Origin of the sequence: Maridesulfovibrio sp. (genome assembly GCF_963676065.1) — a bacterium.
Classification (GTDB): Bacteria; Desulfobacterota; Desulfovibrionia; order Desulfovibrionales; family Desulfovibrionaceae; genus Maridesulfovibrio.
Genome location: NZ_OY780933.1, coordinates 2,670,070 through 2,694,776 on the forward strand (window position 1 = coordinate 2,670,070; position 24,707 = coordinate 2,694,776).

The window sequence follows — 24,707 nt, forward strand, 5'->3', positions numbered from 1 at the left end:
TTCTATATGGAATCCCATGGAGCCAAGATCTCTCCAGCTACTTGAATTTCCGAAAGTGCTTAAAGCCCTTTCAGGCCATTGTGTTTCCTCGTCCGGCGCGGAGTCTTGCCTAGCGCTGTCTCCTATGGACGATGCCGAATCCATCAACTCCACAGCCCGTTTTTTTCGTCAGGGTCAGAATTTCGTAAGAGAAACCGGTTTCCGGCTCGGCACTTTTCCGCCGCTGGAAGGTCTCTTTCATTATCTGATCAAGCCTGACAATGTCCTTGACGCGGATGCCCTGTATGCATTGGTCCAGACACTTGGACAGGCCCGTACGCTTAAGGAAGCTCTTGAAATCGCGGAAAAACGTGAATGGGACACAATCGTTGAATTTCTGGAGTCCGTAAGCTGGCCGGAAAAGACCTTCTCCGGGCTCAAACGCTGTCTTGATCAGGATGGCAATATCAAAGATGAAAGTTCCCCTGAACTCTATGATATTCGTCAGTCCATCCGCTCTCTGCATCAGCGTTGTTCTAAAAAAGTGCGTGATTTTGTTCACGGCGAAGATATTTCCCGTTTTCTGCAGGATGACTTCATGACAATCACCAATGATCGTTATGTTCTACCGTTGAAAACAAACTTTAAGGGCCGTTTGCAGGGTATTGTTCACGACTATTCAAATACCGGGGAAACCTGTTATTTTGAACCCATGTTTCTTGTTGATCTGAATAACTCCATGCAGGAGTTGAAACAGCAGGAAAGAGCGGAAGAACTCAAAATACTGACCTACCTGACCGGACTGGTGCGCGCTGAATATGATCAGTGCCGTGCTGCTTACGGTTTTCTGGTTGATTATGATGTCCTGCAGGCCAAGATAAATTTTGCAGAGGCCGTTAAGGCTGTTGCTGTTGATGTGCAGTCAGGTGCCGGTTTTGATCTTCGCGGCGCCCGCCATCCTCTGCTTGCTACGGCGGAAGATGGGGTTCACCCCCTTGATATCACACTGCCCACTGAGCAGAAAGTGCTGATTGTCAGCGGCGGAAACGCGGGTGGTAAGACGGTCTGCCTGAAAACTGTCGGCCTGCTGTCCGCAATGGCTTTCAGCGGTATTCCCGTACCGGTTGAAAAAGGTTCCGTTCTGCCGTTGTTCAAGGAAATTTTCGTTATCATGGGTGATGAACAGTCACTTGAGGAAAATGTAAGTACCTTTTCGGCTCAGATTAAGTCAATCAGCCGTATCTGGGAGGCCATGGACTCCTCAACGCTTTTCATTCTTGATGAATTCGGTTCCGGTACTGATCCGGCACAGGGCGCGGCTCTTGCGCAGGCTGTTGTCGATGGGCTGTTGGAAAACGGAGTGACCTGCTTTGCGGCTACCCATTTTCCGGCACTGAAAACATATGCGTTGGTAACTGAAGGGGTACGGGCGGCAAGTGTGCTTTTCGATCCATCTACCAAGAAACCTCTTTTTTCTATCGCTTATGACCAGGTCGGAGCTTCCATCGCTCTTGATGTTGCCCGTGAACATGGCCTTCCTGCTTCTTTACTTGAGAAAGCCGAGCAGTATCTGCTCATGGAAGGCTCTGATTCCGGTTCGGTCATGAACAGGCTCAATGAACTTGCGGTCAACCGTGAGAAAGAGCTTGAAGAAATGGAACGAATTAAGACCAAGCTGGAATCCAAACGGGCCAAGTTGGAAGAAAAGTTTGAGCGTGAGCGTCTTTCCGTGCTTGCCGATGTGAAAAAGCAGGCTCAGAATGTGCTGAAAGAATGGCAGGACGGGAAGATTGGCCGTAAACAGGCATTAAAAAAATTGTCCGAAGTTCGAAGCGTAATCGGCGGGGATGAAAAACCTAAAGCCGAAGTTAAGCCATTTTCCTTCGAGGATATCAAAGTAGGCAAGCCCATTCTCAATATCAGCTGGAACCGCAAAGGTGTAGTCATTGAAAAAGATGAACGCAAAAAGCGCGTAAAAGTTGATATGGATGGCGTAGCTATGTGGATTCCTGCCGATCAGCTTGGTCCTGTCGGTAAAAAAGCCGTACAGCAGAAGGTTAAGCAGATTACTGATGATGCCGCGAAAAAAGATGCCAAGGGTGAAATGACCCTAAAAATTGATTTGCGTGGAAAGCGGGCCGATATTGCTATCAGTGAACTGGGACGTTTTTTTGATCAGGCGCTACTGCGCGGTGCGACTGAACTTGAAATTGTGCATGGCCGCGGAACAGGGGCTTTGCGTCGTGAGGTGCATATTTTTCTTGATGATAATCCTGCTGTAGCCGGATACAGTCTTGCTCCGGAAGACCGTGGCGGCGACGGGATGACCGAGGTTGAATTAGCCTAGTGCAAATTTTTGCATGCTGTGTTATTGAATTTCAATCCGGTTGTATCTTACATTGTTTCAATGTTTAGTGATGTTTAGACGGTGTTACGGAGGAACTTTTGGATAGAGCTGCCATAGAAGCTATCAAAGACCGTCTTGACATTGTCGATATCGTACGCAGGTATGTGGAACTGAAACCTGTGTCCGGACGCTGGATGGGACTTTGTCCTTTTCATAATGAAAAAAGTGCTTCTTTCAGCGTAAACAGCGAAGAAGGTTTTTTTTATTGTTTTGGTTGTCAGGCTTCCGGGGATATTTTTGATTTTTATTCCCACATCAACGGGGTGGAATTCAAGGATGCTTTGGAACAGCTCGCAGCTGAAGCCGGGGTGGAGCTTACCCCGGGCAAAGTTGATCCTCAGGCGGCTAAAAGAAGTTCTGAACGTAAAGTTTTTATGGATATGCATGAGCATGCGGCAAAATATTTCAGCCGAATGCTTAAGCTTCCGGAAGGGCGTGAAGCCCGAAAATATATCGAAGGCAGGGGGATGGATCCCTCTGTTGTCGAATCTTTCGGTCTCGGGTGTAGTACCGATGATTGGCAGGGATTGGAAAAGTTTTTAATTTCCAAAGGTTATTCAGCAGAGCAGGGTGTTAAATCCGGGCTGCTTTCCCAGAACGCCAAGGGACGAACCTATGACCGTTTTCGTGCAAGACTGATCTTTCCCATAACAAATTTATCGGGCAGGGTTATTGCTTTTGGCGGAAGAATAATTACAGATGGAGAACCAAAGTATTTAAACAGCAGTGATACCCCTATCTACAAAAAGGGGGAGCACCTGTATGGTCTTTCCACTGCACGCAACTCTATTGCCCGGACTAAGCGGGCCCTGCTGACCGAAGGGTACATGGATGTTCTTTCCCTGCACCAGTTCGGATATACAAATTCATGCGGGGTGCTGGGGACGGCATTGACTCCGGATCAGGTCAAACGACTTTCCGGTTTTTGTTCGAGAATTGATCTTGTTTTTGATGGTGATGCTGCCGGACTTAAAGCAGCCCTGCGTAGTGCTGAAATGATTCTTACGCAGGGAGTTTCCTGCGGTGTCGTTCTCCTTCCCGACGGCGAGGATGTGGACAGCATTCTACAGGACCGCGGGGCTGAAGGATTTCAGGTATTTCTGGATCAGGCCCGTGACGGTCTGGCTTTTAGTTTGGAAACATTGCAGGCGGGATATTCCCCGCGTGAAGTTATGGAATGGGCACAGGGATTTTTGAAAAGGATGACCAGTGCTTCGTTACGTGCGTTTTATCTGCCCAAGGTCGCGACCGGCCTGGGTGTGGCTGAAGCTGAATTAAGGTCGGTTTTTTCCGGTGCCCTGAATGCACCGGTCCAGCAGCAGAGTAATGTTCGTGCAGAACAGCCTCGCACTGCGGACCCGGTCGGGGGACAGGTTAAAGATGATAAATATTTCTTGAGGTATGCGGTAAAGCATCCTGAATATGTTGTCGAATTATCGGAAAGGGGAGTAGCTCAGGTCCTGACCTCGCACTGGGGCAAAACACTGTGGTCTAAAATAGCGGCTCACAGCGGGCAGGACATTATCCCGTTACTCGATGATTCTGAAAAACGATTCTATGCCGGTTGTCGGATGGAGAAGGCTCTGTCCGGTGAGGAACTGGAAGATGAATGGCGACATGTTTGTAAGGTTATTGCCCGGCGGCGGTACGATATGGGCCGAAAAAAGCTCACCGATGCCTTGCGCCGTGCTCAGGCTCAAGGCGATACCGAACGCGTAAACGCGTACCTCAAAGTCCTGAACGACTCTGTATGGAGGGATGATGAGCAACATTAAGGATATTCAGGCGATTAAAACTCTGATTTCCGAGGGTAAGAAACAAGGTTTTCTGACCTTTGAACAGTTGGGCAAGGCTCTGCCTGCCGAGTTTAACAAGGCTGATCAGCTTGATGATGTAATCAAGATTTTCGACCAGTTGAACATTGCGATCGTCAATACACCTGAAGACGGCAAAAAAATTATGGATGCCGGGGTGGATAGCGATGAAGGAATCAACCTTACAGAAAGTGAAGAGGAAAGCGTAGATTACGTTTCCCGTTCTACCGATCCGGTGCGCATGTATCTGCGTGAAATGGGCGCGGTAGGTCTTCTGGACCGTGAGGGCGAGGTTGTCATTGCCAAGAAGATTGAAAACGGGGAAATGGAAGTTCTTTACGCGCTGGTTGAGATTCCGGTTGCAATTGAAGAACTGATCGGTGTTGGTGAAGATCTTGACGAATCCCGCATCAAGTTGAAGGACGTTGTTAAAACCATCGAGGAAGACGATCCCAGCGAAGACGAGATGAATCAGCGTCAACGCGTTATCTTCCTGCTTGATGAAGTCAAAAAGCTCTACGAGAAAAAGAAGAGCCTTTACAGCAAGCTTGATGATTGTGCCCGTCTTGATAAGAAAGTGGCAAAACAGCAGAAAGAGATTATTGATTACAAGCAGGATATCGTTGAGCGACTGCGCGACATCAAGATCGAAAAAACCCTGATTGACCAGATCATCGAAACCGTGGGCGATTACGTTCGGCAGATGCATAACTGCCAGCGCGACCTTTCCGCCTACATTCTCTCCACCGGGAAAACCCAGCAGGAGATTAAAGATCTTTTCAAACAGATTGATGATCGAGAAATCAACCCTGTTGCCGCTTCTGATGAACTGGGCATGACCGTAGACGAACTTTTTTCCTTTAAGGAAATGATTTCCGGTAAAATGGAAATTCTTGTTCGCCTGCAGGATAAATGCTGTCACAATGTGTACGACCTTGAAGAAGTTCTTTGGCGCATCAAGCATGGTAACCGCAGCGCAATGCGGGCCAAGCAGGAACTTATTCGCGCCAACCTGCGTCTGGTTGTTTCCATTGCCAAAAAATACACCAACCGCGGATTGCAGTTTCTCGATTTGATTCAGGAAGGTAACATCGGCCTGATGAAAGCGGTTGATAAGTTCGAATACCAGCGTGGTTATAAGTTCTCAACATATGCGACATGGTGGATCAGGCAGGCTATCACCCGCGCTATCGCGGATCAGGCACGTACCATCCGTATTCCAGTTCATATGATTGAAACAATCAACAAGCTGATCCGTACTTCCCGCTACCTTGTGCAGGAGCTGGGACGCGATCCTTCCCCGGAAGAAATTGCTGAACGTATGGATTATCCGCTGGAAAAAGTTAAAAAAGTTCTCAAAATTGCCAAAGAACCCATTTCCCTTGAAACACCTATCGGTGATGAAGAGGATTCGAGTTTAGGCGATTTTATTGAAGATAAAAAGGCTACAGCGCCTGCCGAAGAGGTGGTCAGCACCAAGCTCGGTGAGCAGATTGCGACTGTCCTTTCCGATCTTACTCCCCGCGAAGAGCAGGTTCTGCGCAAGCGGTTCGGTATCGGTGAGAAATCAGACCATACCCTTGAGGAAGTAGGTAAGCTGTTTAACGTTACTCGTGAGCGTATCAGACAGATCGAAGCCAAGGCTCTGAGAAAGCTGAGGCATCCTGTGCGTAGCGCACTCTTACGTTCCTATTACGAAAATTAGTTATGAAAGCGGTACGGATTGTTGTCCGTGCCGCTTTTTTATATGATGGAAAGCGCAGCAAGTGCCCGGTTCTGTGGGAAGGATCGGACGCGGGGTCTTTATTGCCCTTGTGACGAGGGTGGAGTAGTGAGGTTTCGTCCCCCGGCTGTCCCTGTGTGCCGGATTTAATATCTCCGGCCGAAACGCTTTAAGATTTGAGGATGAATATCTAATGGATAATTCTACTGTTTTGTTTCTCGTTCCTATTATCGCACTTGTCCTTGATCTCGCTTTGGGAGATCCCAAGTGGTTTCCCCATCCCGTTCGTTGCATCGGAATGGCTTTGGACAAGTATAAAAACTGGGTTTATTCCACCGGCATGTCCCGTAAAATTATGGGCGGCGTAGGTGTATTGGGCTTCGCGATAGTTGTTTGGAGTGTGCTTAAGATTTTTCTGGCAATTCCCTTTCTCGGTGTGCTGATAGCTTTGTACCTTGCTTATGCAGGTCTTGCTCTCGGTTCTCTGCTTGCTGAGCACAAGAATGCAGCTTCCCTGCTTGATAGCGGAAGAATCGAAGATGCACGCAGCGCAATTGCCGAATTGGTTAGTCGTGATGTTTCCGAGCTGGATGAAAACGGCCTGCGCAAGGCACTTGCTGAATCCACAAGCGAAAACATTAACGACGGTTTTGTTGCTCCTTTCTTTTATCTTGTTGTTACCGGACCTGCCGGTATGTGGGTTTACAAGACTATCTCCACCATGGATTCCATGTGGGGTTACAAGAACGAAGAATATAAAGATTTTGGCTGTTATGCAGCAAAAGCTGATGATATTCTTGCTTTTATTCCCGCACGAATCACCGGATTCATGATGCTTCTCGCCGGTCGTATGCTCAAGTATGATTGGAGATCCGCTTATGATAATCTCCTCAACGATGCCAACAAGACTGAAAGCCCCAACGCTGGCTGGGCCATGGCTCCCGCAGCATGGCTGCTTGGTGCTCCTATGGGCGGTAAGGCCGTTTATTTTGGAGAAGAGAAGGAAAAGCCTGTTCTTGGCCCCGAGTCAGGTGAATGGACTTCCCTTAAGCTGAAAAGACTCGGCACACTTGTATTAAGCACTGCCATTTTTTCCGCAGTACTTCTTGATATCTATTTTGTACTGGTCTGGGCTGCCGGAGCAGTTCACTAGAAATTCAATCAGCCATCAAGCTGAATATGATCCGGAATTCCGCTGTGGCGGGATTCCGGTTTTTTGTTCGCCATATAAAAAAGGGAGACTTGAGTTGATCAAGTCTCCCTTTTTATTCTTTAATATGTATGCCTTACCAAATCAGCTCAGCCCAAATCTTTACACGTCTAATGGATAAAGACAGTCGGACAACCATGTAGGGGCTGCCGGTAGGCATTTCTATTTTTTCCCGAGTTCTATGCTGCGTTCATAGCTTTTGCGAACCGCGTCAATTATGTTGGCACGGGTGGCAGTGCGGTCCAGATGCACCAGAGCTTCAACAGTAGTACCTGCTGGAGATGTGACCATCTCGCGCAGCTGGCTGACATGGAATTTGCTTTCCTGTGCCAGCTTGGTGGAGCCTTCAAAAAGCTTCTGAACCATTGCGGTGGCCGGTTCTCTGGGCAATCCCAACTCAACCGCGGATTCGATCATGGCTTCAATGAAGTAGAAGACATAAGCGGGGCCGGAACCTATTACGCCGGTGAAGGTGTCGAACTGGCTTTCGGCTAGCACGTACACATCTCCGAGCGGAGTAAAAATCTCACGGGTAAAGTTTGCCTGTGCATCGGTCAAATGATTGTCGTCGAGGCAAACCGCGAATACACCGGCATTAACCAGTGCAGGAGTGTTGGGCATAACCCGGACAACAGGGCAGCGGTTTTCGCAGGAATCTTTCAGCTTTTGCACTGTCAATCCGGCAGCGATGGAAATGATGCATTTGGATTCGTTCAATTCCGGTGCAATCTCTTCCAGAACAGCGGGAGCGTGCTGAGGTTTTACCGCCAGCACAATGAAGTCGGATTCCTTGGCAAGATCGCGGGCAGTCTCACATTGAATTAGCCCGGTCTCTTCAGCAAGGGCGTTCAGCGCCGTTTTATTAAGGTCGGAACCAAGAAGGGTTATGCTGTCGTCGCCAGCCATTCCTTTAATTATGGCGGCGCCCATATTGCCTGTGCCGATAAATCCAACTTTTTTTGTCATGTTAGTTTACCATTTCGAGGTTGCTGAAGAAGTAGGGTACTTCGATAGCTGCAGTTTCGGGAGCATCGGAACCGTGACAAGCGTTTGCTTCGATTCCTGCGCCGAAAGCCTTGCGGATGGTACCTTCTGCTGCTTCATTGGGGTTAGTGGCTCCCATGAGGTCGCGGTAACGTTTGATGGCGTCTTCGCCTTCAAGTACGGAAACAACACAGGGACCGGAAATCATGAACTCAACCAGTTCGCCGAAGAAGGGACGTTCTTTATGAACAGCGTAAAAACCTTCAGCCTGTGTCTGAGTCATATGGATCATCTTGGTTGCCTTGATCTTCAGACCTGCGTCAGAGATCATTTTCATGATATCGCCGATTTTACCGGCTTTAACTGCATCGGGCTTGATGATGGAAAAAGTAAGTTCGCTCATTGTTTAAGTCCTCCAAGTGTATTCTTTTTTGCGGATTTTCGCATTTTTCAGGTTTCACCCTGAACGGGAAGTTTATGCTGCCTGGTCAGGAAAAAAGCATCCTGTCCGTGGCTACATCCTCGCCGCGAAGGGAGTAGAATCGATCCAGCAGATCTTCCACTTTCAGCCCCTTCTTTTCCTTCCCGGAAATATCCAGAATTATCATGCCCTGATGGAACATGATTAATCGATCACCCATATTAATGGCTTGATTCATGTTGTGGGTAACCATAAGCGTAGTCAGCTTATCGCGGCGCACAACGGCGTCGGTTATATCAAGAATTTTGCGTCCTGTCTTGGGGTCAAGTGCGGCTGTATGCTCGTCCAGTAATAAAATGTCCGGCCTTGTCATTGTTGCCATGAGCATAGTTAAAGCCTGTCTTTGACCACCGGACAGTAATCCAACTTTATCTGCCAGCCTTTTTTCAAGCCCCAGACCGAGGGTAGCGAGTTGTTCTTGAAACAGTTGCCGATCGCGTTTTTTTACGCCCAGCCCAAGCCCTCTGCGTTTGCCTCGTTTGAGCGCCAGTGCCATGTTCTGTTCAATGGAAAGTGATCCGCAGGTACCGAGCAGGGGGTCCTGAAATACGCGCCCCAGATTAGCGGCCCGTTTATGTTCCGGCCATCTGGTGACATCTTTATCCGCAATGGTTATTTTTCCGCTGCTGAGCAGGAAAGTACCGGCTATTGAGTTGAGAAATGTGGATTTCCCGGCACCGTTGGAGCCGATAACGGTTACGAATTCACCGGCATTAACATTGATATCCACGCCGTTTAGAGCCTGTACTTCGTTTACACTGTCCGGATTAAAGGTCTTGGCTGCTTTTTCAACTTTCAGCATTATGCAACCCTCCTCTTGAGCAGTCCGGATTTAATTTGCGGAGAAACCAGCGCAATTACAACCAGCGCGGCTGTTACCAAGTTCAGATCGCTCGGGGTGAATGCAAAATCACCGAGGCGTACTCCCAGTGCCAGCGCGATGGCGATGCGGTAGACCACGGACCCGAGCACTGCGGACAGCATCGCCCGGGTGACATTCGGTTTGCCGAAAAGTGTTTCACCGATAATAACCGATGCCAGCCCGGCAATAATGGTGCCGATGCCCATATTCACATCTGCGGCCCCCTGATTCTGGGCCACCAGAGCTCCTGAGAGGGCCACCATACCGTTTGAAAGTCCTACTCCGAAGATAATCATCAGATCCCGGTTAACCCCAAGGCTGGTGATCATTTTGGGGTTATCACCTGTGGCAAGCATCGCCAGTCCGAAAGATGTTTTTAAAAACCAGATCAGAACCAGCAGGGTAAGCGCTGAAATGATGGCGAAAAGTATGGGAGTGGAAAATTGCGGCGCGAGTCCGCTCAGGTCAATGAATTGGTCGATGAGGGTGTCTTGACCGAGCAGGGTTATGTTCGGCCTGCCCATGATACGGATATTGATGGAATATAGTGAGATCATTGTCAGGATGGAGGCCAGCAGATGCAGAATCTTAAACTTTGTATTTAATATTCCGGTTACTGCTCCAGCGAGGAATCCGGCCCCTACAGCCATGGCCATGCCCACCAGCGGATGATACCCGTTACTGATGGCTACCGCTGATACTGCTGCGCCAAGCGGCAGACTGCCGTCCACCGTAAGGTCTGGAAAATCCAGCACCCGAAAGGTCAGGTAGACACCTAAAACCATAAGTCCGAAGGCTGTGCCCTGTTCAATGGCTCCCATAAAAGCGTATAAACTAATCATAATTCTTGAATAGCCTTTGGCAGCGGCGCAGGAAAGGCCGAACAATACTTATTCGGGGTAATTTTCCATGGCCTTAATTTATAATTATTGAGTAAAAAAGGGCGAACGAGGTGGTAAAACTTTATATTCCAGTGTGTTGTATACAAAACACCACAAGCAGGACGCCGAAGCATTATGTAAATCAAAACATAGCGGTTTTACAAGGGCAAATAGGCTTATTTTCACAAACTGATGGCATAAAAAAGGCGCGGAATATTCCGCGCCTTTTAAGTTTTGGTCTCGTTTAAAGAACTATTTAATGATCTTATCAGCCCGTTCCAGAACCTCTCTGGGGATTTTAATATCCATCTGGGCGGCAGCCTTTTCATTTACGAATAGGCGCAGGTTCTGGAGTGTTTCAACAGGCATATCAGCAGGGTTGGCCTTGCCGCCGATAATGCGGGCAGCCATGTCTGCGGTCTGCTGGCCCATACGGTAGTAATCCACCGCCAGAGCGGCCACTGTTCCGCGCTGAACCGAGTCGGTATCTGCTGAAAAGAGGGGGATTTTGTTCTGTCGGCATACTTTGATTACAGCCTCAAGGCCGGAAACAACAGTGTTATCGAGCGGGATGTATATGGCGTCACATTTTCCCACAAGGCTCTTTGCTGCCTGATAAACACCGCTTGAATTGGCGATGGAGGCTTCCTCAACCTTAATCCCGAAATCTTTGCAGATTTCTTTGAGCAGGGTAGTAAGTACTATGGAGTTGGCTTCCCCTGCATTGTAAATGGTGCCGATGCTTTTTACTTCAGGCATGAATTCCTTAATCAGTTCCACCTGTCGCAGAACCGGGCTCATGTCTGTCATACCGGTTATGTTTTTACCGGGCAGCATGAGGCTTTTTACCAGCCCAGCAGCCACGGGGTCGGTTACGCCGGTGAAAAGGATAGGGATATCTTTAATTTTTTGAGCCACTGCCTGTGAAGAGGGAGTGGTGATGGCCAGCACCAGATCAGGATTTTCGCCCTTTATCTGGTTGGCAATCTGAATGTTGGTGGCCTGATTACCTTGAGCGATATGTTCATTGAAAATTATATCAAAGCCGGCCTCTTTCAGGCGATCTTTGAAGCCTTCCCTCATGGCATCAAGGGACGGATGTTCAACAATCTGGGAAATAGAGACAGTATGAGTCTGGGCGGAGTGGATTACAGGAACTGTAACCATGAACAGCAACACGAGAAATAGGAGGATTTTTTTCATCCCGATACTACCCTTTATTGAAAATTATTTAAGTAAAGTAAACTTGCCTTTAATTTGACTAGTAAGTCAAGAAAGGATCAAAATTATTTTATATCCATTGTCATAGCCGAAGTCTGTTGTTTCGGCCTTTCAAAAAAACAGCGGCCTAAAGCATGTAGCAAGGCTCAGATTTTGGGCCGTAAAGAACTTACGGGAACAACTCTGATCTTGCCCCTGTTTTCAGCTACCCATTGGCGGATAGCTTTGAGTGTCTCATGATTAGGGTGGCCGATAGCAATGGCCTGCCCTCTTTTACGAGCTATTTTAGCGGTTTTGGAAAGTTGGTATTTGATTGCTCCCACGTCCTTTACATTATCAAGGAAAATGTTTCGTTCGTAGAAGGTTACCCCTGCCTTGGCGGCAGCCTTGCGACCGGCACTTTTCGGGGTGGTCCGGCTGTCCAGAAAGAAAAGATGTCTCTTGTTCAACTGGTTCATGACCACCTTCATTCCGGTGTAAAATTCAGTAAAACGGGAACCCATGTGATTGTTCAGCCCTGTGGCTCCGGGTACTTTCGCGATCGCGACAAGGGTCTTTTCCCTTATAGATTCGGCGTCCATGTTTATCAGGAGCGCATCTTTACCGGGATTTATTTTTGGGTATCCCTTGGGTTCCATAGGCAGGTGGATCATGATTTCATTACCGCTGTTGCGGGCAATGGCGATGGTCTTTTTCGCATGGGAACTGTTAGGCCAGATCGAAAAAGTAATTTTCGCATCCAATGCTGCCAAACCTTTGGCAAGCCGCAGGTCTTCGCCCATATCGTCAATTATGATCGCTATCTTCGGTGCGTTGGGATCAAGCTTTACCGGGGCTGGCTTCTGCGCTTTTACCTTCGGTGTCAAGATTGAAAATTTATGGGTCGGTACACCGTTTATACTTATGATCCAGCTGTCGGCCGCGACTTCATGCATACTGGCATTAAGAGCGGTTGATTCCAGAGCCTTCTGCACATTAGCTATAAACTTTTTCTTATCACCGCTGACGGGAAAACTGAGCTGCTGGAAGTGGTAGTCGTGCCCCTGATGTTTTTTAAGGGATACATCCTCCAGACGCAGATCGCTCATGGAAATTTTAGCGGCTTTAAGGGTGTTGATCAGGCTAAGATCGATTAATTTAACCTTATCGTCGATATCGTCTTCCATCGGTTCTTCGTAAAGGGGAGCGGGGGAGGCTGCTACCGCTTCAGTTTCGGCAACCTGCAAAGATGCGTTCTTGTCCGGAGAATCCGAAACCATCAGTGCGATGATAAGACATATGCTTGCAGCCAGAGCAACTGTAAGGGCTGCAATGGCAACAGGTTTTGAAAGGTAAGCCCGAAATCCCGGAGTCTTTTCCGGGATTTCGGGCAGTTCATTCTGTTCTGGATTGTTCTGATCCACTTCGCTAGACCTTTACTTGATTTCCTTCAGGCGGGGAAGCTGCTTTACCATCTGCAGGCCCAGTCTGAGCTGGTTGTCTCTTTCAAGCATTTTTTTGGCTTTATTATCTTGTTCTTTAGCGTTTTTCTTGTCTTTACCATTGTTCTCCAGGTGACGGCTGAGGTCTTTTTCGCGCAGGATGAAACGATCATCCTGATCTTTGTCTACAACCGGGGGAACAAAGGGGTAAATGATGTCCGGATCGATTCCTTCGGCCTGAATGGAGCGTCCGCTCGGTGTGTAGTAAAGGGCGGTGGTCAGCTTGATGCCGGAACCGTCAGCCATGGGGATGATGGTCTGCACTGAGCCTTTACCGAAAGTGCGTTCGCCGAGCAGAAGCGCGCGGTTATGGTCCTTAAGCGCACCTGCAACAATTTCTGATGCCGATGCGGAACCTGCGTTGATCAGGGTTACTACCGGGACCTTTACATCTGTTGCATCTGCTGTGGCCATGAAGTCCTTGCGGCTGGCTTTGCTGCGCCCTTCAATATAAACGATCAATCCGTCGTCAAGGAAGGTGTCGGCAACTGAAACGGCCTGTGTGAGCAATCCGCCGGGGTTGTTGCGCAGGTCAAGTACCACACCTTTGAGTGTGTGATTTTTTCTGTATTCGCGTAACGCCTTGTGCATTTCACGGGTAGTGTTCTCGTTGAATCTGGTAAGGCGCAGATAGAGAATTCCGTCTTCAAGTTCCTGACTCTTGGCACTGATGATGGGAATTGTGTCGCGGGTTATGGTAATTTTTTCGGGTTTGGTGGCATCCTTGTGCAGGATGGTCAGAATCACGTCTGTTCCGCGTTTACCCCGGATCTTGCTTACAGATTCCATCAGGGAAATAGACTGGGTGGATTCACCGTTAATTTCGAGGATCAGGTCTCCGGCTTTGAGGCCCGCTTTATAAGCAGGGGTATCCTCGATGGGGGAGATAACGGTCAAGCGTCCTTTTTCCATGCTGATTTCAATACCGATGCCGCTGAATTCACCGCTTGTGGATTCCTGCATTTCTTTGAAATCGTCAGTGGAAAGAAAAGTTGAATGCGGATCGAGCTGTTCCAGCATACCCTTTACCGCATCATCTACAAGTTCTTTGCGGGAAATGGGGTTTACGTAATTGTGCTCCACCAGATCCAGAACCTGTGAAAATCTGCGTAAGGGTTCAAAACGGTCCGTATCTACTGCTTGTGTTGGTTCCGGTGCTACGGAGATTACAAAAAGGGATATAATTGCAATCATCCACAATGTTTTTCTCATGTGTTCCTCCAGCGTGGTGGGTGCTGTATCTTGCTTAAGTTATTATACATTAATCTCGTGCAAGCCATTTTTGCGGATTAACGGGTTTCTGATGAAAACGCAATTCAAAATAGAGGCCCGTATCTTTCAGTTTAGGGTAATACCCTGTTTTACCGATAATTTCATCCTTTTCGACTTCCTGACCTGTTTTTACGAAACTTTCGGCCAGATAGGCATAAAGGGAGTAATAGTTGTAACCGTGATATATAATCACAACACGTCCGAATCCCCTGAGGGTATCGTTATGTACAACCTTACCCCAGAAAATTGATTTTACATCAACGTTTCCGTTCGTTTTAATTCCAATTCCGCGCACAGGCGGTTTGGCGGAGGGGTTGAACCGAATTTTGATGTCCCCCGCACACGGACGAGGTAAGGACCTTTTAAAATTAGCAATTTTTTTGCTGGTCAGGATCTTGAGTTTGTAATTCAGTTTGTTGATTGTTTCAAGCAGACCTTTCAGTTCCTGCTCTCTGCTGATCTTAAGAGCACGGATACTTTTAATACCGGAAAGTAGACTGAGTTTGTCTTTGAGCAGACTGTCTTTGGTCCCGTTGATTTCAGCCAGTTTAGCCTCAACCTTCAAACGTAAATCTTTCTGAACTTCAAGATTGGCATTGATTTCGTCAGCCTTTTTCTCTGCTTTGTCCAGCTCTGTTTTGGTATCTTTATAAAGAGATGCCAGCCATACAAAATTCCGGTCAGCCTGTTTCCAGTTATCAAGGGAGCCGAATCTATTTTCCAGCTTGCGGGAGTGGACCGGCCATATTCTGGCCAGCATCAACTTCAGTCTGGTGACAATTTCATCCAGCTCGTCTTCAAGAACCCGTTGATCCGTTTTTGCGGCCTTTTCATCTTCCATAATTCCCGCAAGATCGTCTTCCTGCTGGAAAAGATCTTTTTCTACGTCGCTAATGCGGTCTTCAATGGCGGCGAGTTCACCGAACATGCTGCGTTCTTCACGGGTGAGCTTTAGCAGTTCCTTTTTCTGATGTTTAACAGTCTGTCGCGTGTCCTGAATTTCATTTTTCAGTGTATCCACTTTAGATTCAGCAGAAGCACAGACCGCTCCGCACAGCATCAGCAGTGCTAAAATGACGGTTAGCAGGTGGGTTTTTGTGACCATTCGGTGCATAAGCTAAAGTCTGTTTTCCAGAAATTTACCCAGAGGACAGTTTTCGCAGTCCGGGTTGTTTTTTTTACACCATTCTTTGGCTGTTCTTACAATCAGGGCATGAAATTCATTGTACAGCTCTACATCAGGATCAAGCACATCCATGAAATACTCCTGTAATTCATGATAGTCTATATCCTCATGGACCAGCATGTGACGATTGAAAATCCTGCGGGTATAGGCGTCGACCACAAATACGGCTTTGTTCAAAGCGTAGAGTAAAATTGAATCAGCTGTTTCCGGGCCGATTCCGTTGACTGCCAACAGTTTCTCGCGCAGTTCGTAGGTGTCTGTTTCCTGCAGGTCCGTGATACACTCTGCCGAGTTAGCGTCTAAGAAATCGAGAAAATTTGCAATCCTCATCGCCTTCATGCGGAAAAAACCGGAAGGCCGGATCATCTCCTGCAATTCCTGCATGGAAAATTGACGCAAACCATGCGGAGTCAGCCCGTCGTTTTTTCTGAGATTATCAATGGCTTTTTCCACGTTTGCCCAGTTGGTATTCTGAACCAGAATAGCTCCCAGGGCGATCTCGAACGGGCTTTCACCCGGCCACCAGTGGCACGGCCCCAATCTTTCCGAAAGGGCTTTGTAGTATTTGTATAATGTTTGCTCTCTATTCATTAAAAAGACTGTTTAAATCCGCTGCATGCGAAGTCCGTTAAAAAGTTTTCCCATCTGTTTATCGGAGAGATTTTTAATCAACGCTTATATCACGCCAGAGGAGTCCTGCCCATTCACCCATGGTGAAGATTTCCGGTGCGGGCAGTCCCGCTTCAATGTATGTGTCAGCGACTTTTTCAGCCTGTTCCACGAGAATTCCGGAAAGGATGAGGATGGAATTATCCTTTAGTCGGGCGGTAACATCAGGGCAGAGCTCAATGAGCGGTCCGGAGAGAATGTTTGCTACAACCAGTTCATATTTGAGGGTCGGATCGATGCTGTCGGCACTGCCTACGGAAAGCAGGATGCCGTCCACGCTGTTGTTATCAATGTTTTCCTGAGCGCAGACAATGGACTGCGGGTCGATGTCCACTCCTACTCCTTTGAGTCCCAGCTTTGCGAGCGCAATGGCGAGGATTGCTGACCCGGTGCCGAGATCGAAAAATTCCATATCGGCATTGATTCTGCCTTCATCCGCAAGCTTGCTGATCAGGTCCAGACAGAGGGCGGTAGTCGGGTGGCTGCCGGTGCCGAAGGCCATTTTCGGTTCGATTATGATATGCTCTTTACCAGCAGTTTTCTGTTCCAGTAACCACGGAGGCAGTATCTCGAATTGTCCGCAGGTTATGGGCTCGAAATAATCTTTCCACGCAAGTCCCCAGTTCTCGTCTTTGATGTCTTCACCGACACATCCTGCATGCGGCCAGCGGGATTTTATCTCATCTACTATCTCCATGCCCAGCGGATGATCTTCCAGATGGATGGTGTAGAATATGGAATCGTCGTCAAGAGGCTTTTCTTCCCAGCCGTGGGGAACACGTGCTCCGAGATAAACCTGACATTCGTCGCTTTCCTGTTCGGAAAGGGTGAATTGAATTCTGAGCAGTTCTGGCATTATTTATTCCTTATATTAAATCTGGTTCTAACGTTTGATAGCGTTTATTGTTTTCGGAATATCAGTACATGAAAAAGCCCAAGTACTAAAGCTAGTATTTGGGCTTTTGGAGTTTATTTATCTAATATTCGTTAAATAATGCGGTCTATGAGGTTTCCTTTTCCGGTCAGGCTGTGGATGGCGTTGTCTGTGATTCTCTGCTGCTCCGCATCATGCTGGTGCAGGGTAGGCACATCAATTCCATCCGGCGCGGCATCGGGCCTTTCTGTGGGCAGCCAAGTCTCAATACCGGTATCCTGAACGCCGCCTTCAACAGGCGTGGCAAGTGAGATGTTATCCATAGATAAATCCTCGTAGACTTAAATCCGTACAGCTTGTTTAAGCTTCTCCGAAACTTTCACGTTTACTCTATCTGAAGATAAGTCCGCATTGCCTTGCGGTCAAGCTAAGCCTGTTTCGCCAGTAGTTCCTCAAAGGCTTTCAGGAAAGCCACAAGGTCTTCCCTGTCTATTGTCAGGGCAGGAAGCAGCCTGAGGATTGTTCCTTTGGTCAGGTTCAGAATGAAACCTTTATTACGCAGTTCAGTAAAAATTTCAGTTCCGTCAAAGTTTAATTCAATGCCGAGCATCAGACCGAGTCCGCGCACGGATTTGATTTTATCGGGGAATTTTCCCTGAATCTTGCCGGCTTCGGCTTTAAAAAATTCACCAAGCTCGGCGGCACGCAGGTCAAGTTTTTCATCATTCATGATGTCAATGACCTTGGATGCGACTTTTGAGACCAGTGCTCCTCCTCCGAATGTTGTGGCATGGCTGCCGGGAGTGAATCCTTTAGCCACTTCTTTGGTTGCCAGCATCGCTCCCATGGGCAGGCCGTTGGCAAGCGCTTTGGCGGAAGTGAAAATGTGCGGGGTTACACCGTAATGCTGGTGAGCCCACCATTTGCCGGTCCTGCACAGGCCGGACTGCACTTCATCAACAATAAGAAGGATGTCCTTTTCTTTGACAAGCTCGGTTACAGCTTTAACGTATTCTTCCGGCAGAGGTTTAATGCCGCCTTCACCCTGAACCATCTCGATCATAACCGCTGCAGTCTTGTCACTGATGGTTGCTCTGAGAGCTTCCACATCACCTGCTGGGACATATTTAAATCCTTCAGGCAGGGGAGCGAATCCGTCTTTGATCGGTCCGGATTGTCCGGTCGCGGTCAGGGTGGCTAGGGTCCGGCCATGGAAAGAACCTTCAAGGGTTATGATTTCATACGCATCTCTTTCTTTTACTGTGCGCATATATCTTCTGGCCAGTTTAATGGCGGCCTCATTGGCTTCTGCACCGGAGTTGGCGAAAAAGACTTTATCAGCTTTGCAGGTAGCAGTGAGTTTTTCAGCCAGTTCCACCTGTTCTTCCTGATAGAAGAGGTTGCTGACCTGTACCAGCTTGCGGGCCTGTTTGGCCATAACGTCCGCGAGATCCTCACGGCAGTGGCCGATGTTGGCTACGGAAATGCCCGAAAGCAGGTCGATATATTCGTTGCCGTCAAGATCCCACAGTCTGGAACCTTTGGCTTTGCATACGTTTACGGGGTATCTGCCATATGTATTGCAGATGGATTTTTGTTCAGCTGATACTAATGTTTCGTGTTTGCTCATGATGAATATTTTATCAGTGTGGAATTAATTTTTACCGGTATGCCCGAATCCCCCGGCACCTCTGGTTGTGTCGGAAAGTTCTTCGCTGGGAGTCAGCCGGGCATGGCAGTATGGCATGAAAACAAGTTGTGCTATGCGCTGTCCGCGCTCAATTCGTCGGTTTTCATCCGATGTATTGAGCAGGGAAACTTTGATTTCACCACGGTAATCAGGGTCGATAACACCGACTCCCTGACTTACGGTCAGTCCGTCCTTTGTTCCAAGTCCGCTGCGGGAGTAGACAAACCCTGCAATGCCCGGTGAGGTGATTTCAATGGCTATCCCGGCGGGAAATGCGTATCTGCCGCCCGGTTCAATTTCTACGAAATCATCATTAATACAGGCTCGCAGATCCACTCCGGCAGAGTTCGGTGTAGCATAGTCCAGACCGCCTTCGCGGGCAGTTTCGCTGAGGAATTTAATTTTTACTTCAACTGGATTGGATTGGGTGGAATTCATTTCTTTATCCTTGCACAAATGATATTTTGAATGGGCAGAATGCTCCCGTAAGTCAAATGTGTCAACTTTCTATCTAGATAATTGCCAAACCGTCTTGAAATGTTAACCCGATTAAGGCAAAGAATAAAAAGATGTGTGAAAGGTTCCATGTTTCTGATACATTCGGGTAATCATTCCGCGTTGAATTAATATTTTAAGGAGATAAGTATGCAGCCGCTTCGCGTTTATAGCGTCGTTCCCCGTCTACCCAGCCAGTTGAAAGAGCTTTGGGACTTGGCGTATAACTTTCTTTTTGTTTGGAATAGTGACATTGCCAGCATTTTTTCCTCTATCGATCATGTGCTCTGGCGCGAATGCCAGCAGAATCCGGTTAAATTCCTGAACAGTTTGCCCCAGCAGCAATTAGAGGAACTTGCCAGCGATGATTTTTTTGTCCAGCGTCTCAAGGAGGCCGTTAAAGTTCAGAAAAATTATCTTTCCCGCGAAAGCTGCTCTTACAAATTTGAAGGAGCACCTAAAGGTGAACCTGTAGTTGCCTACTTCAGTTTGGAATATGGAATCGGCCTCAGCCTGCCTATATATTCCGGAGGTCTTGGTATTCTGGCCGGGGACCATCTAAAGTCAGCCAGTGATTTGAATATTCCGCTGGTCGGAATAGGACTGTGCTATCAGCATGGCTATTTTCGCCAGTATATGACTCAGGACGGATGGCAGCAGGAGCTCTATCCGAGTCATGACTTTGAAGAGATGTCCATAAAGCCCGCTAAAGATAAAGATGATAAGGACGTTAAATTCTCTCTTGATATCAAGGGTGAAGCGCTTCATGTAAAGGTTTGGCGCGTCGAGGTGGGCCGGGTGACGCTTTACCTGCTTGATACCAATATTTCCGAAAACCCGTCTTACTTCCGTAATATTACCGCACGACTTTATGGCGGTGATCTTGAAATGCGGCTCTGGCAGGAAATCCTGCTCGGAATAGGAGGAGTCAAGGCTCTTGATGAACTCGGTCTTGAGCCCAGTGTTATTCATATGAATGAAGGGCATTCCGCTTTTGCCGGATTGGAACGCATCCGGGTCTTCATGACTGATCACGGGCTTTCATTTGAAGCAGCTATGGAAATGGTGGCCTCTTCCAGTATTTTTACCACTCATACTCCGGTACCTGCCGGTAATGACCGTTTCCCTGCGGAACTTATGCGGCCGTATTTTGAGCCTTATGCTCAAACTATGGGACTTGCTTATAAGGTATTTCTCTCTCTGGGCCGGGAAGATCCGCGTGATGATGCGGAACAGTTCTGCATGACAGTGCTGGCATTGAAACTTTCCCGTTTCAATAATGGTGTGTCCAAGCTGCACGGACATGTTTCAAGGAACATGTGGCAGAAAGTGTGGCCGCAATATCCGGTGGAGGATGTTCCTATCGGGGCCATCACCAATGGTGTGCATATGCCCACATGGGTTGCCACTGATTTTTCTTTGCTTTTTGACCGCTATCTAGGTCCTAACTGGCGGGAAGATCCGGATTGTTCCAGAGTCTGGAAGCAGACTGATAATATTCCTGATGCAGAGCTCTGGCGGACCCACGAACGGCTTCGTGAGCGTCTGGTGGATTTTGTACGTAAGCGTCTGCGTAAACAGATGATGAATGTCGGAGCGCGTCGTAAGGAAATTGAGCTTGCGGATGAAGTGCTTGATCCTCGCGCTTTGACTATAGGTTTTGCGCGTAGGTTCGCGACCTACAAACGCGCAGGGCTGCTTTTTAAGGATAAAGAGCGTCTGCTCAAAATTATTTCTGATTCAAGGCACCCGGTGCAGTTTATTTTTGCCGGTAAGGCCCATCCTCAGGACAATGAGGGCAAGAAGCTCATTCAGGATCTTATACAGTTCTGCCGCCGTGAAGAATGCCGTATGAGTCTTGTGTTCCTTGAAGATTACGATATGAAGATTGCCAACTATATGGTTCAGGGTTGTGATGTCTGGTTGAATACTCCCCGGCGTCCCCTTGAAGCCTGCGGAACAAGCGGCATGAAAGCTATGGCCAACGGAGTCCTCCAGTTCAGTACACCCGACGGCTGGTGGGATGAAGCCTATCTGACGGATAACAGTCTCGGCTGGGCTATCGGACGCAGGGAAGAATACTCAGATCATGAATATCAGGATTTCGTGGAGAGTCAGACTCTTTACAAGGTGCTTGAAAATGACATAATCCCCGAATTCTATGACCGGGGTCATGGCAGCCTTCCCCGCAACTGGATTACCAAGGTGAAAAAGGCATTGGGAACTCTGGGGCCGGAATTCAATGCCAATCGAATGGTTGAAGATTACACTGAAAAGGCTTATCAGCCTGCGTTCAATAATTATAAGACCATGCATAAAAATGACTTTCAGGGGGCCAAGGATCTGGCCGCGTGGAGAATGGAACTTATGACCAAGTGGTCAAGCCTGAAGGTCCGCAACATAACTTCGGAAGTACATACTGATGTTTTTGTTGAGGAACCTATCATTATCAGCGCGGAAGTTTTTCTCAACGGTTTGGAACCTGAAAATGTGCAGGTCGAGATTTATGCCGGACCTGTCGGACAGGATGGTAAATTCATCCGCCGCAAAACTGTGATTATGTCTCAGGAAGAAGATATGGGAGCAGGCTGGCATGTTTATCAGGGTGAAGTTATGCCCGTGGAAGCCGGAAGATTCGGTTATACCGTGCGCATACTGCCTAGACATAAGCTCCTGCTCGATCCGCATTCATTAGGATTGATTCATTGGGCACAATAGAAGGAACTGTATGCCGACAGGAAAGGTTAATATAATTAAATCAAAACGCGGGGCCCTTACGGGCTCCGTTTTCTTTTTTTTGTTTTGCTGCCTGTTTTTTTGCGTGGCAACAGCTTCGGCGTTTGAGGCTGAAGTTCGTTATGTGATAGACGGCGATACCTTTATCCTTGCAAATGACAAGCATGTGCGCATTGCCGGGATAGATACCCCGGAGATAGGACGCAAGGGTAAGCCTGATCAGTATTATGCCCGTAATGCCAAAAGTATGCTGAATAAATTGATTCTCGGTAAACAGGTGCGTATTGAGTATGCCGGAAAAGGTGTGGATCGCTACAAGCGGATAGTCGGCTGGGTTTATCTGGATGATCTTTTTGTGAATGAATACATGGTTCGTAAGGGTGCCGCTTTTTGTTATTATCATAAGGGAAATGACCAAGGCATACAGAAACAGCTTCTCCGTGCTCAGAGAAATGCATATAATGAAAAAAGAGGGTTCTGGCCTAAGATCATTAACACCGAAAATTTTCATAAACCGTGGATGGGCAATAGAAACAGCCATCGCTGTTTTTTGCCCGGTGATAGATACGCAAAAAAGATCAGTTGGAGAAACAGGGTACAATTCTCCACTCTGGGCGATGCGTTTTACGCCGGCTATTCACCCGCAAGACATTTTAATTTCTGGCTTGTTGTAAAATAGGCGGTTTTTGTTTTTGGATATTAATTTTTCGATTTCGTCAGTCTGTTGGCTGTAAGGTCTGCAAGAGATTTGCCAGAAGAAGGGAGACTGAAAGTGCTATTTAGAAAATTTGCCGGCACATTCCATGAGTTTAGCATAATGCGTGATCCGGCCCTGTGTATCGATTGTAAAGTCTGTATACGGCAGTGTTCATACGAAGCTCATTTTTGGGATAAGGCGCGAGAAAAAGTTGCCCACGATAACCGTAAATGCGTGGGCTGTCATCGTTGCGCGGCCATGTGTCCGACCGCGGCTCTTACCATCCGACTAAATGAAGCGGACTTCAGGCCCAATTCAACGTGGCGTCCCGGATTTATACGCAATATCTATAATCAGGCGGAAAGCGGCGGAGTACTGCTGGGCGGCATGGGAAGTCCAGTGGATATACCTGTTTACTGGGATAGGTTGCTTCTGGACGCAAGTCAGGTGACCAATCCGTCCATTGATCCTTTGCGGGAACCGATGGAGTTGAAGACCTTTCTCGGCGCAAAGCAGGACCGGGTGGAAGTAAGCTTTGACGGGAACGGCACTCCGTCTCTTGAAACAGAACAGACTCCTCAGATAGAGCTCGACACTCCGATTACATTTGCGGGGATGTCCTTCGGGGCGATTAATTATAATCTGCACGCGGCTATGGCCATGGCGGCCAAAGAATTGAATACAGTCTACAATACCGGAGAAGGGGGACTGCACAAATCCCTCTATGAATATGGGCCGTGGACCATCGTGCAGGTGGCTTCCGGTCGTTTCGGAGTGCATAGCGATTACCTGAACGCCGGAGTCGGTATTGAAATTAAAGTGGGTCAGGGCGCTAAGCCCGGTATCGGCGGGCATCTGCCTGGTGAAAAAATCGACGTTAAAATTTCCGAAACCCGCATGATTCCTCCGGGGTCTGATGCTATTTCCCCTGCTCCTCATCATGATATTTATTCAATTGAAGATCTCCTGCAGTTGATTTTTGCGCTTAAGGAGGCCACCGAATACCGGGTTCCTGTAGCTGTTAAAATCGCGGCGGTTCACAATGTGGCGGCCATTGCCTCCGGCGTGGTTCGGGCCGGGGCGGACATCCTGACTCTTGACGGAATGAAAGGCGGAACCGGAGCGGCTCCGGTTATGACCCGGGATAACGTGGGGATTCCCATTGAATTGGCCCTTGCCGGAGTTGATCAGAGATTGCGTGATGAAGGCATCCGGTCCAAGGCATCCATCATCGCCGGGGGTGGATTCAGATGCAGCTCCGATGTTATCAAGGCTATTGCCCTTGGCGCGGATGCTGTTAACATCGGAACCGCCGCTTTGATCGCTGTCGGCTGTACTATGTGCGGACGCTGCTATACCGGAAAATGTCCGTGGGGCATCGCTACCAACGATAAGAAACTTGCTAAACGCCAGAATCCGGAAGTCGCGGCGGAACGTCTGGTTAATCTTGTTCGCGGCTGGTCTCACGAGATAGAAGAAATGCTTGGCGGTATGGGGCTGAATTCAATCGAAAGCCTGCGCGGCAACAGGGACAAGCTGAGAGCCGTAGGATTGACTGAGACTGAAATGCATATTCTAGGCGTTAAACATGCGGGAAGATAATGAAACGTATTTATCCTGATAAAGATTTTTGCATGGGGTGTAAGCTCTGTGAACTGGCCTGCCTCACGGCTCATTCCACAGATAAGGATCTGGTCCTTGCCTATAAGAAGGAACGGGCCGAAGGGCTTATTTCACGTAAACGGGTTATTGAAAACAGTGATGTCTGTGTGGCGGTCAGTTGCAGGCATTGCGGGGAACCGGAATGTGTTGCGGTCTGTATCTCAGGAGCGTTGATTAAAGATGATGAAACCGGACTAACTATTTATGAAGCTGATAAATGTGTGGGCTGTTGGTCCTGTATAATGGCATGTCCTTACGGGGCCATCCAGCTGGATAAATATAACAGCAAAATAATCAAGTGCGACCTTTGTGCAGGCAGAGAGAACGGACCGGCCTGTGTGGAAGCTTGCCCCAACCGCGCTCTTAAGTTCGAGGAGAGGTGA

General features: G+C 48.1%; 21 protein-coding genes. 8 read left to right on the plus strand and 13 right to left on the minus strand.

Translation table 11 applies throughout. The annotated features are described in order from the left end of the window. Positions 1-16 precede the first annotated feature (16 nt). The 4 genes from ACKU35_RS11935 (at position 17) to cbiB (ending at position 7,076) form a co-directional block, all read left to right on the plus strand. Complete coding sequence (locus ACKU35_RS11935) at positions 17-2,326, plus strand: endonuclease MutS2 (RefSeq protein WP_319759443.1); 2,310 nt, start codon at positions 17-19, stop codon at positions 2,324-2,326. A 98-nt stretch (positions 2,327-2,424) separates the two neighbouring features. Beyond that, a complete protein-coding gene (gene dnaG / locus ACKU35_RS11940) occupies positions 2,425-4,161 on the plus strand; it encodes a DNA primase (protein ID WP_319759444.1) in 1,737 nt (578 codons plus the stop codon). After that, a complete protein-coding gene (rpoD, locus tag ACKU35_RS11945; protein ID WP_319759445.1) occupies positions 4,148-5,905 on the plus strand; it encodes an RNA polymerase sigma factor RpoD in 1,758 nt (585 codons plus the stop codon). The genes dnaG and rpoD overlap by 14 nt, the downstream gene beginning before the upstream one ends. A gap of 211 nt (positions 5,906-6,116) precedes the next feature. After that, complete coding sequence (gene cbiB, locus ACKU35_RS11950) at positions 6,117-7,076, plus strand: adenosylcobinamide-phosphate synthase CbiB (protein ID WP_319759446.1); 960 nt, start codon at positions 6,117-6,119, stop codon at positions 7,074-7,076. Between the two features lie 219 nt (positions 7,077-7,295). Here cbiB and proC read toward each other — a convergent pair whose 3' ends face one another. From proC to dut, 13 genes are all read right to left on the minus strand, one after another. After that, positions 7,296-8,099: a pyrroline-5-carboxylate reductase gene (proC, locus tag ACKU35_RS11955; RefSeq protein ID WP_319759447.1), complete on the minus strand. Its 804-nt coding sequence runs from the start codon at positions 8,097-8,099 to the stop codon at positions 7,296-7,298. A gap of 1 nt (position 8,100) precedes the next feature. Further along, positions 8,101-8,520, minus strand: a complete 420-nt coding sequence (gene ndk, locus ACKU35_RS11960) for a nucleoside-diphosphate kinase (protein ID WP_319759448.1) — start codon at positions 8,518-8,520, stop codon at positions 8,101-8,103. An 85-nt stretch (positions 8,521-8,605) separates the two neighbouring features. Continuing rightward, positions 8,606-9,400, minus strand: a complete 795-nt coding sequence (locus tag ACKU35_RS11965; protein ID WP_319759449.1) for an ATP-binding cassette domain-containing protein — start codon at positions 9,398-9,400, stop codon at positions 8,606-8,608. Continuing rightward, on the minus strand, positions 9,400-10,302 hold the full coding sequence (locus ACKU35_RS11970; protein ID WP_319759450.1) for an ABC transporter permease subunit: 903 nt from the start codon (positions 10,300-10,302) through the stop codon (positions 9,400-9,402). The genes ACKU35_RS11965 and ACKU35_RS11970 overlap by 1 nt, the downstream gene beginning before the upstream one ends. Positions 10,303-10,593: 291 nt before the next feature. After that, entirely contained in the window at positions 10,594-11,544 is a 951-nt protein-coding gene (locus ACKU35_RS11975; protein WP_319759451.1) for an ABC transporter substrate-binding protein, read from the minus strand. 164 nt (positions 11,545-11,708) lie between these two features. Then, positions 11,709-12,965: a divergent polysaccharide deacetylase family protein gene (locus ACKU35_RS11980; RefSeq protein WP_319759452.1), complete on the minus strand. Its 1,257-nt coding sequence runs from the start codon at positions 12,963-12,965 to the stop codon at positions 11,709-11,711. A 12-nt stretch (positions 12,966-12,977) separates the two neighbouring features. Then, positions 12,978-14,255, minus strand: coding sequence for a S41 family peptidase (locus ACKU35_RS11985; protein WP_319759453.1), 1,278 nt, complete (start codon positions 14,253-14,255; stop codon positions 12,978-12,980). 49 nt (positions 14,256-14,304) lie between these two features. Then, on the minus strand, positions 14,305-15,420 hold the full coding sequence (locus ACKU35_RS11990) for a peptidoglycan DD-metalloendopeptidase family protein (RefSeq protein ID WP_319759454.1): 1,116 nt from the start codon (positions 15,418-15,420) through the stop codon (positions 14,305-14,307). A 12-nt stretch (positions 15,421-15,432) separates the two neighbouring features. After that, positions 15,433-16,092: an endonuclease III domain-containing protein gene (locus ACKU35_RS11995; protein WP_319759455.1), complete on the minus strand. Its 660-nt coding sequence runs from the start codon at positions 16,090-16,092 to the stop codon at positions 15,433-15,435. A gap of 73 nt (positions 16,093-16,165) precedes the next feature. Next, entirely contained in the window at positions 16,166-17,026 is an 861-nt protein-coding gene (locus tag ACKU35_RS12000) for a 50S ribosomal protein L11 methyltransferase (protein ID WP_319759456.1), read from the minus strand. 131 nt (positions 17,027-17,157) lie between these two features. Next, on the minus strand, positions 17,158-17,367 hold the full coding sequence (locus tag ACKU35_RS12005; RefSeq protein WP_319759457.1) for a hypothetical protein: 210 nt from the start codon (positions 17,365-17,367) through the stop codon (positions 17,158-17,160). A 104-nt stretch (positions 17,368-17,471) separates the two neighbouring features. Further along, the gene (locus ACKU35_RS12010) at positions 17,472-18,674 is read right to left on the minus strand and encodes an aspartate aminotransferase family protein (protein WP_319759458.1); all 1,203 of its coding nucleotides are present in this window, start codon (positions 18,672-18,674) and stop codon (positions 17,472-17,474) included. A gap of 24 nt (positions 18,675-18,698) precedes the next feature. Next, on the minus strand, positions 18,699-19,172 hold the full coding sequence (gene dut, locus ACKU35_RS12015) for a dUTP diphosphatase (RefSeq protein WP_319759459.1): 474 nt from the start codon (positions 19,170-19,172) through the stop codon (positions 18,699-18,701). Between the two features lie 207 nt (positions 19,173-19,379). On the opposite strand from dut, the gene glgP reads away from it, so the two are divergent. The 4 genes from glgP (at position 19,380) to ACKU35_RS12035 (ending at position 24,707) form a co-directional block, all read left to right on the plus strand. Continuing rightward, positions 19,380-21,947 carry an alpha-glucan family phosphorylase gene (glgP, locus tag ACKU35_RS12020; protein ID WP_319759460.1) on the plus strand — a complete coding sequence of 856 codons (2,568 nt, stop codon included), beginning with the start codon at positions 19,380-19,382 and terminating at the stop codon, positions 21,945-21,947. 103 nt (positions 21,948-22,050) lie between these two features. Continuing rightward, on the plus strand, positions 22,051-22,644 hold the full coding sequence (locus ACKU35_RS12025) for a thermonuclease family protein (RefSeq protein WP_319759461.1): 594 nt from the start codon (positions 22,051-22,053) through the stop codon (positions 22,642-22,644). 93 nt (positions 22,645-22,737) lie between these two features. Further along, positions 22,738-24,264 (plus strand): glutamate synthase-related protein, encoded by a 1,527-nt coding sequence (locus tag ACKU35_RS12030; protein WP_407944184.1) that lies wholly within the window; start codon positions 22,738-22,740, stop codon positions 24,262-24,264. After that, complete coding sequence (locus ACKU35_RS12035) at positions 24,264-24,707, plus strand: 4Fe-4S dicluster domain-containing protein (RefSeq protein WP_319759462.1); 444 nt, start codon at positions 24,264-24,266, stop codon at positions 24,705-24,707. The genes ACKU35_RS12030 and ACKU35_RS12035 overlap by 1 nt, the downstream gene beginning before the upstream one ends.

Bases quoted from the DNA above. Each gene is read 5' to 3' on its own strand.
- ACKU35_RS12035 (WP_319759462.1), top strand. From the start codon at position 24,264: ATGAAACGTATTTATCCTGATAAAGATTTTTGCATGGGGTGTAAGCTC.
- ACKU35_RS11970 (WP_319759450.1), bottom strand. From the start codon at position 10,302: ATGATTAGTTTATACGCTTTTATGGGAGCCATTGAACAGGGCACAGCC.
- ACKU35_RS11935 (WP_319759443.1), top strand. From the start codon at position 17: ATGGAGCCAAGATCTCTCCAGCTACTTGAATTTCCGAAAGTGCTTAAA.
- ACKU35_RS11975 (WP_319759451.1), bottom strand. From the start codon at position 11,544: ATGAAAAAAATCCTCCTATTTCTCGTGTTGCTGTTCATGGTTACAGTT.
- dut (WP_319759459.1), bottom strand. From the start codon at position 19,172: ATGAATTCCACCCAATCCAATCCAGTTGAAGTAAAAATTAAATTCCTC.
- ACKU35_RS12010 (WP_319759458.1), bottom strand. From the start codon at position 18,674: ATGAGCAAACACGAAACATTAGTATCAGCTGAACAAAAATCCATCTGC.
- ACKU35_RS12000 (WP_319759456.1), bottom strand. From the start codon at position 17,026: ATGCCAGAACTGCTCAGAATTCAATTCACCCTTTCCGAACAGGAAAGC.
- ACKU35_RS11965 (WP_319759449.1), bottom strand. From the start codon at position 9,400: ATGCTGAAAGTTGAAAAAGCAGCCAAGACCTTTAATCCGGACAGTGTA.
- ACKU35_RS12005 (WP_319759457.1), bottom strand. From the start codon at position 17,367: ATGGATAACATCTCACTTGCCACGCCTGTTGAAGGCGGCGTTCAGGAT.
- ACKU35_RS11985 (WP_319759453.1), bottom strand. From the start codon at position 14,255: ATGAGAAAAACATTGTGGATGATTGCAATTATATCCCTTTTTGTAATC.
- ACKU35_RS11995 (WP_319759455.1), bottom strand. From the start codon at position 16,092: ATGAATAGAGAGCAAACATTATACAAATACTACAAAGCCCTTTCGGAA.
- rpoD (WP_319759445.1), top strand. From the start codon at position 4,148: ATGAGCAACATTAAGGATATTCAGGCGATTAAAACTCTGATTTCCGAG.
- glgP (WP_319759460.1), top strand. From the start codon at position 19,380: ATGCAGCCGCTTCGCGTTTATAGCGTCGTTCCCCGTCTACCCAGCCAG.
- proC (WP_319759447.1), bottom strand. From the start codon at position 8,099: ATGACAAAAAAAGTTGGATTTATCGGCACAGGCAATATGGGCGCCGCC.
- cbiB (WP_319759446.1), top strand. From the start codon at position 6,117: ATGGATAATTCTACTGTTTTGTTTCTCGTTCCTATTATCGCACTTGTC.
- ACKU35_RS11990 (WP_319759454.1), bottom strand. From the start codon at position 15,420: ATGGTCACAAAAACCCACCTGCTAACCGTCATTTTAGCACTGCTGATG.
- ndk (WP_319759448.1), bottom strand. From the start codon at position 8,520: ATGAGCGAACTTACTTTTTCCATCATCAAGCCCGATGCAGTTAAAGCC.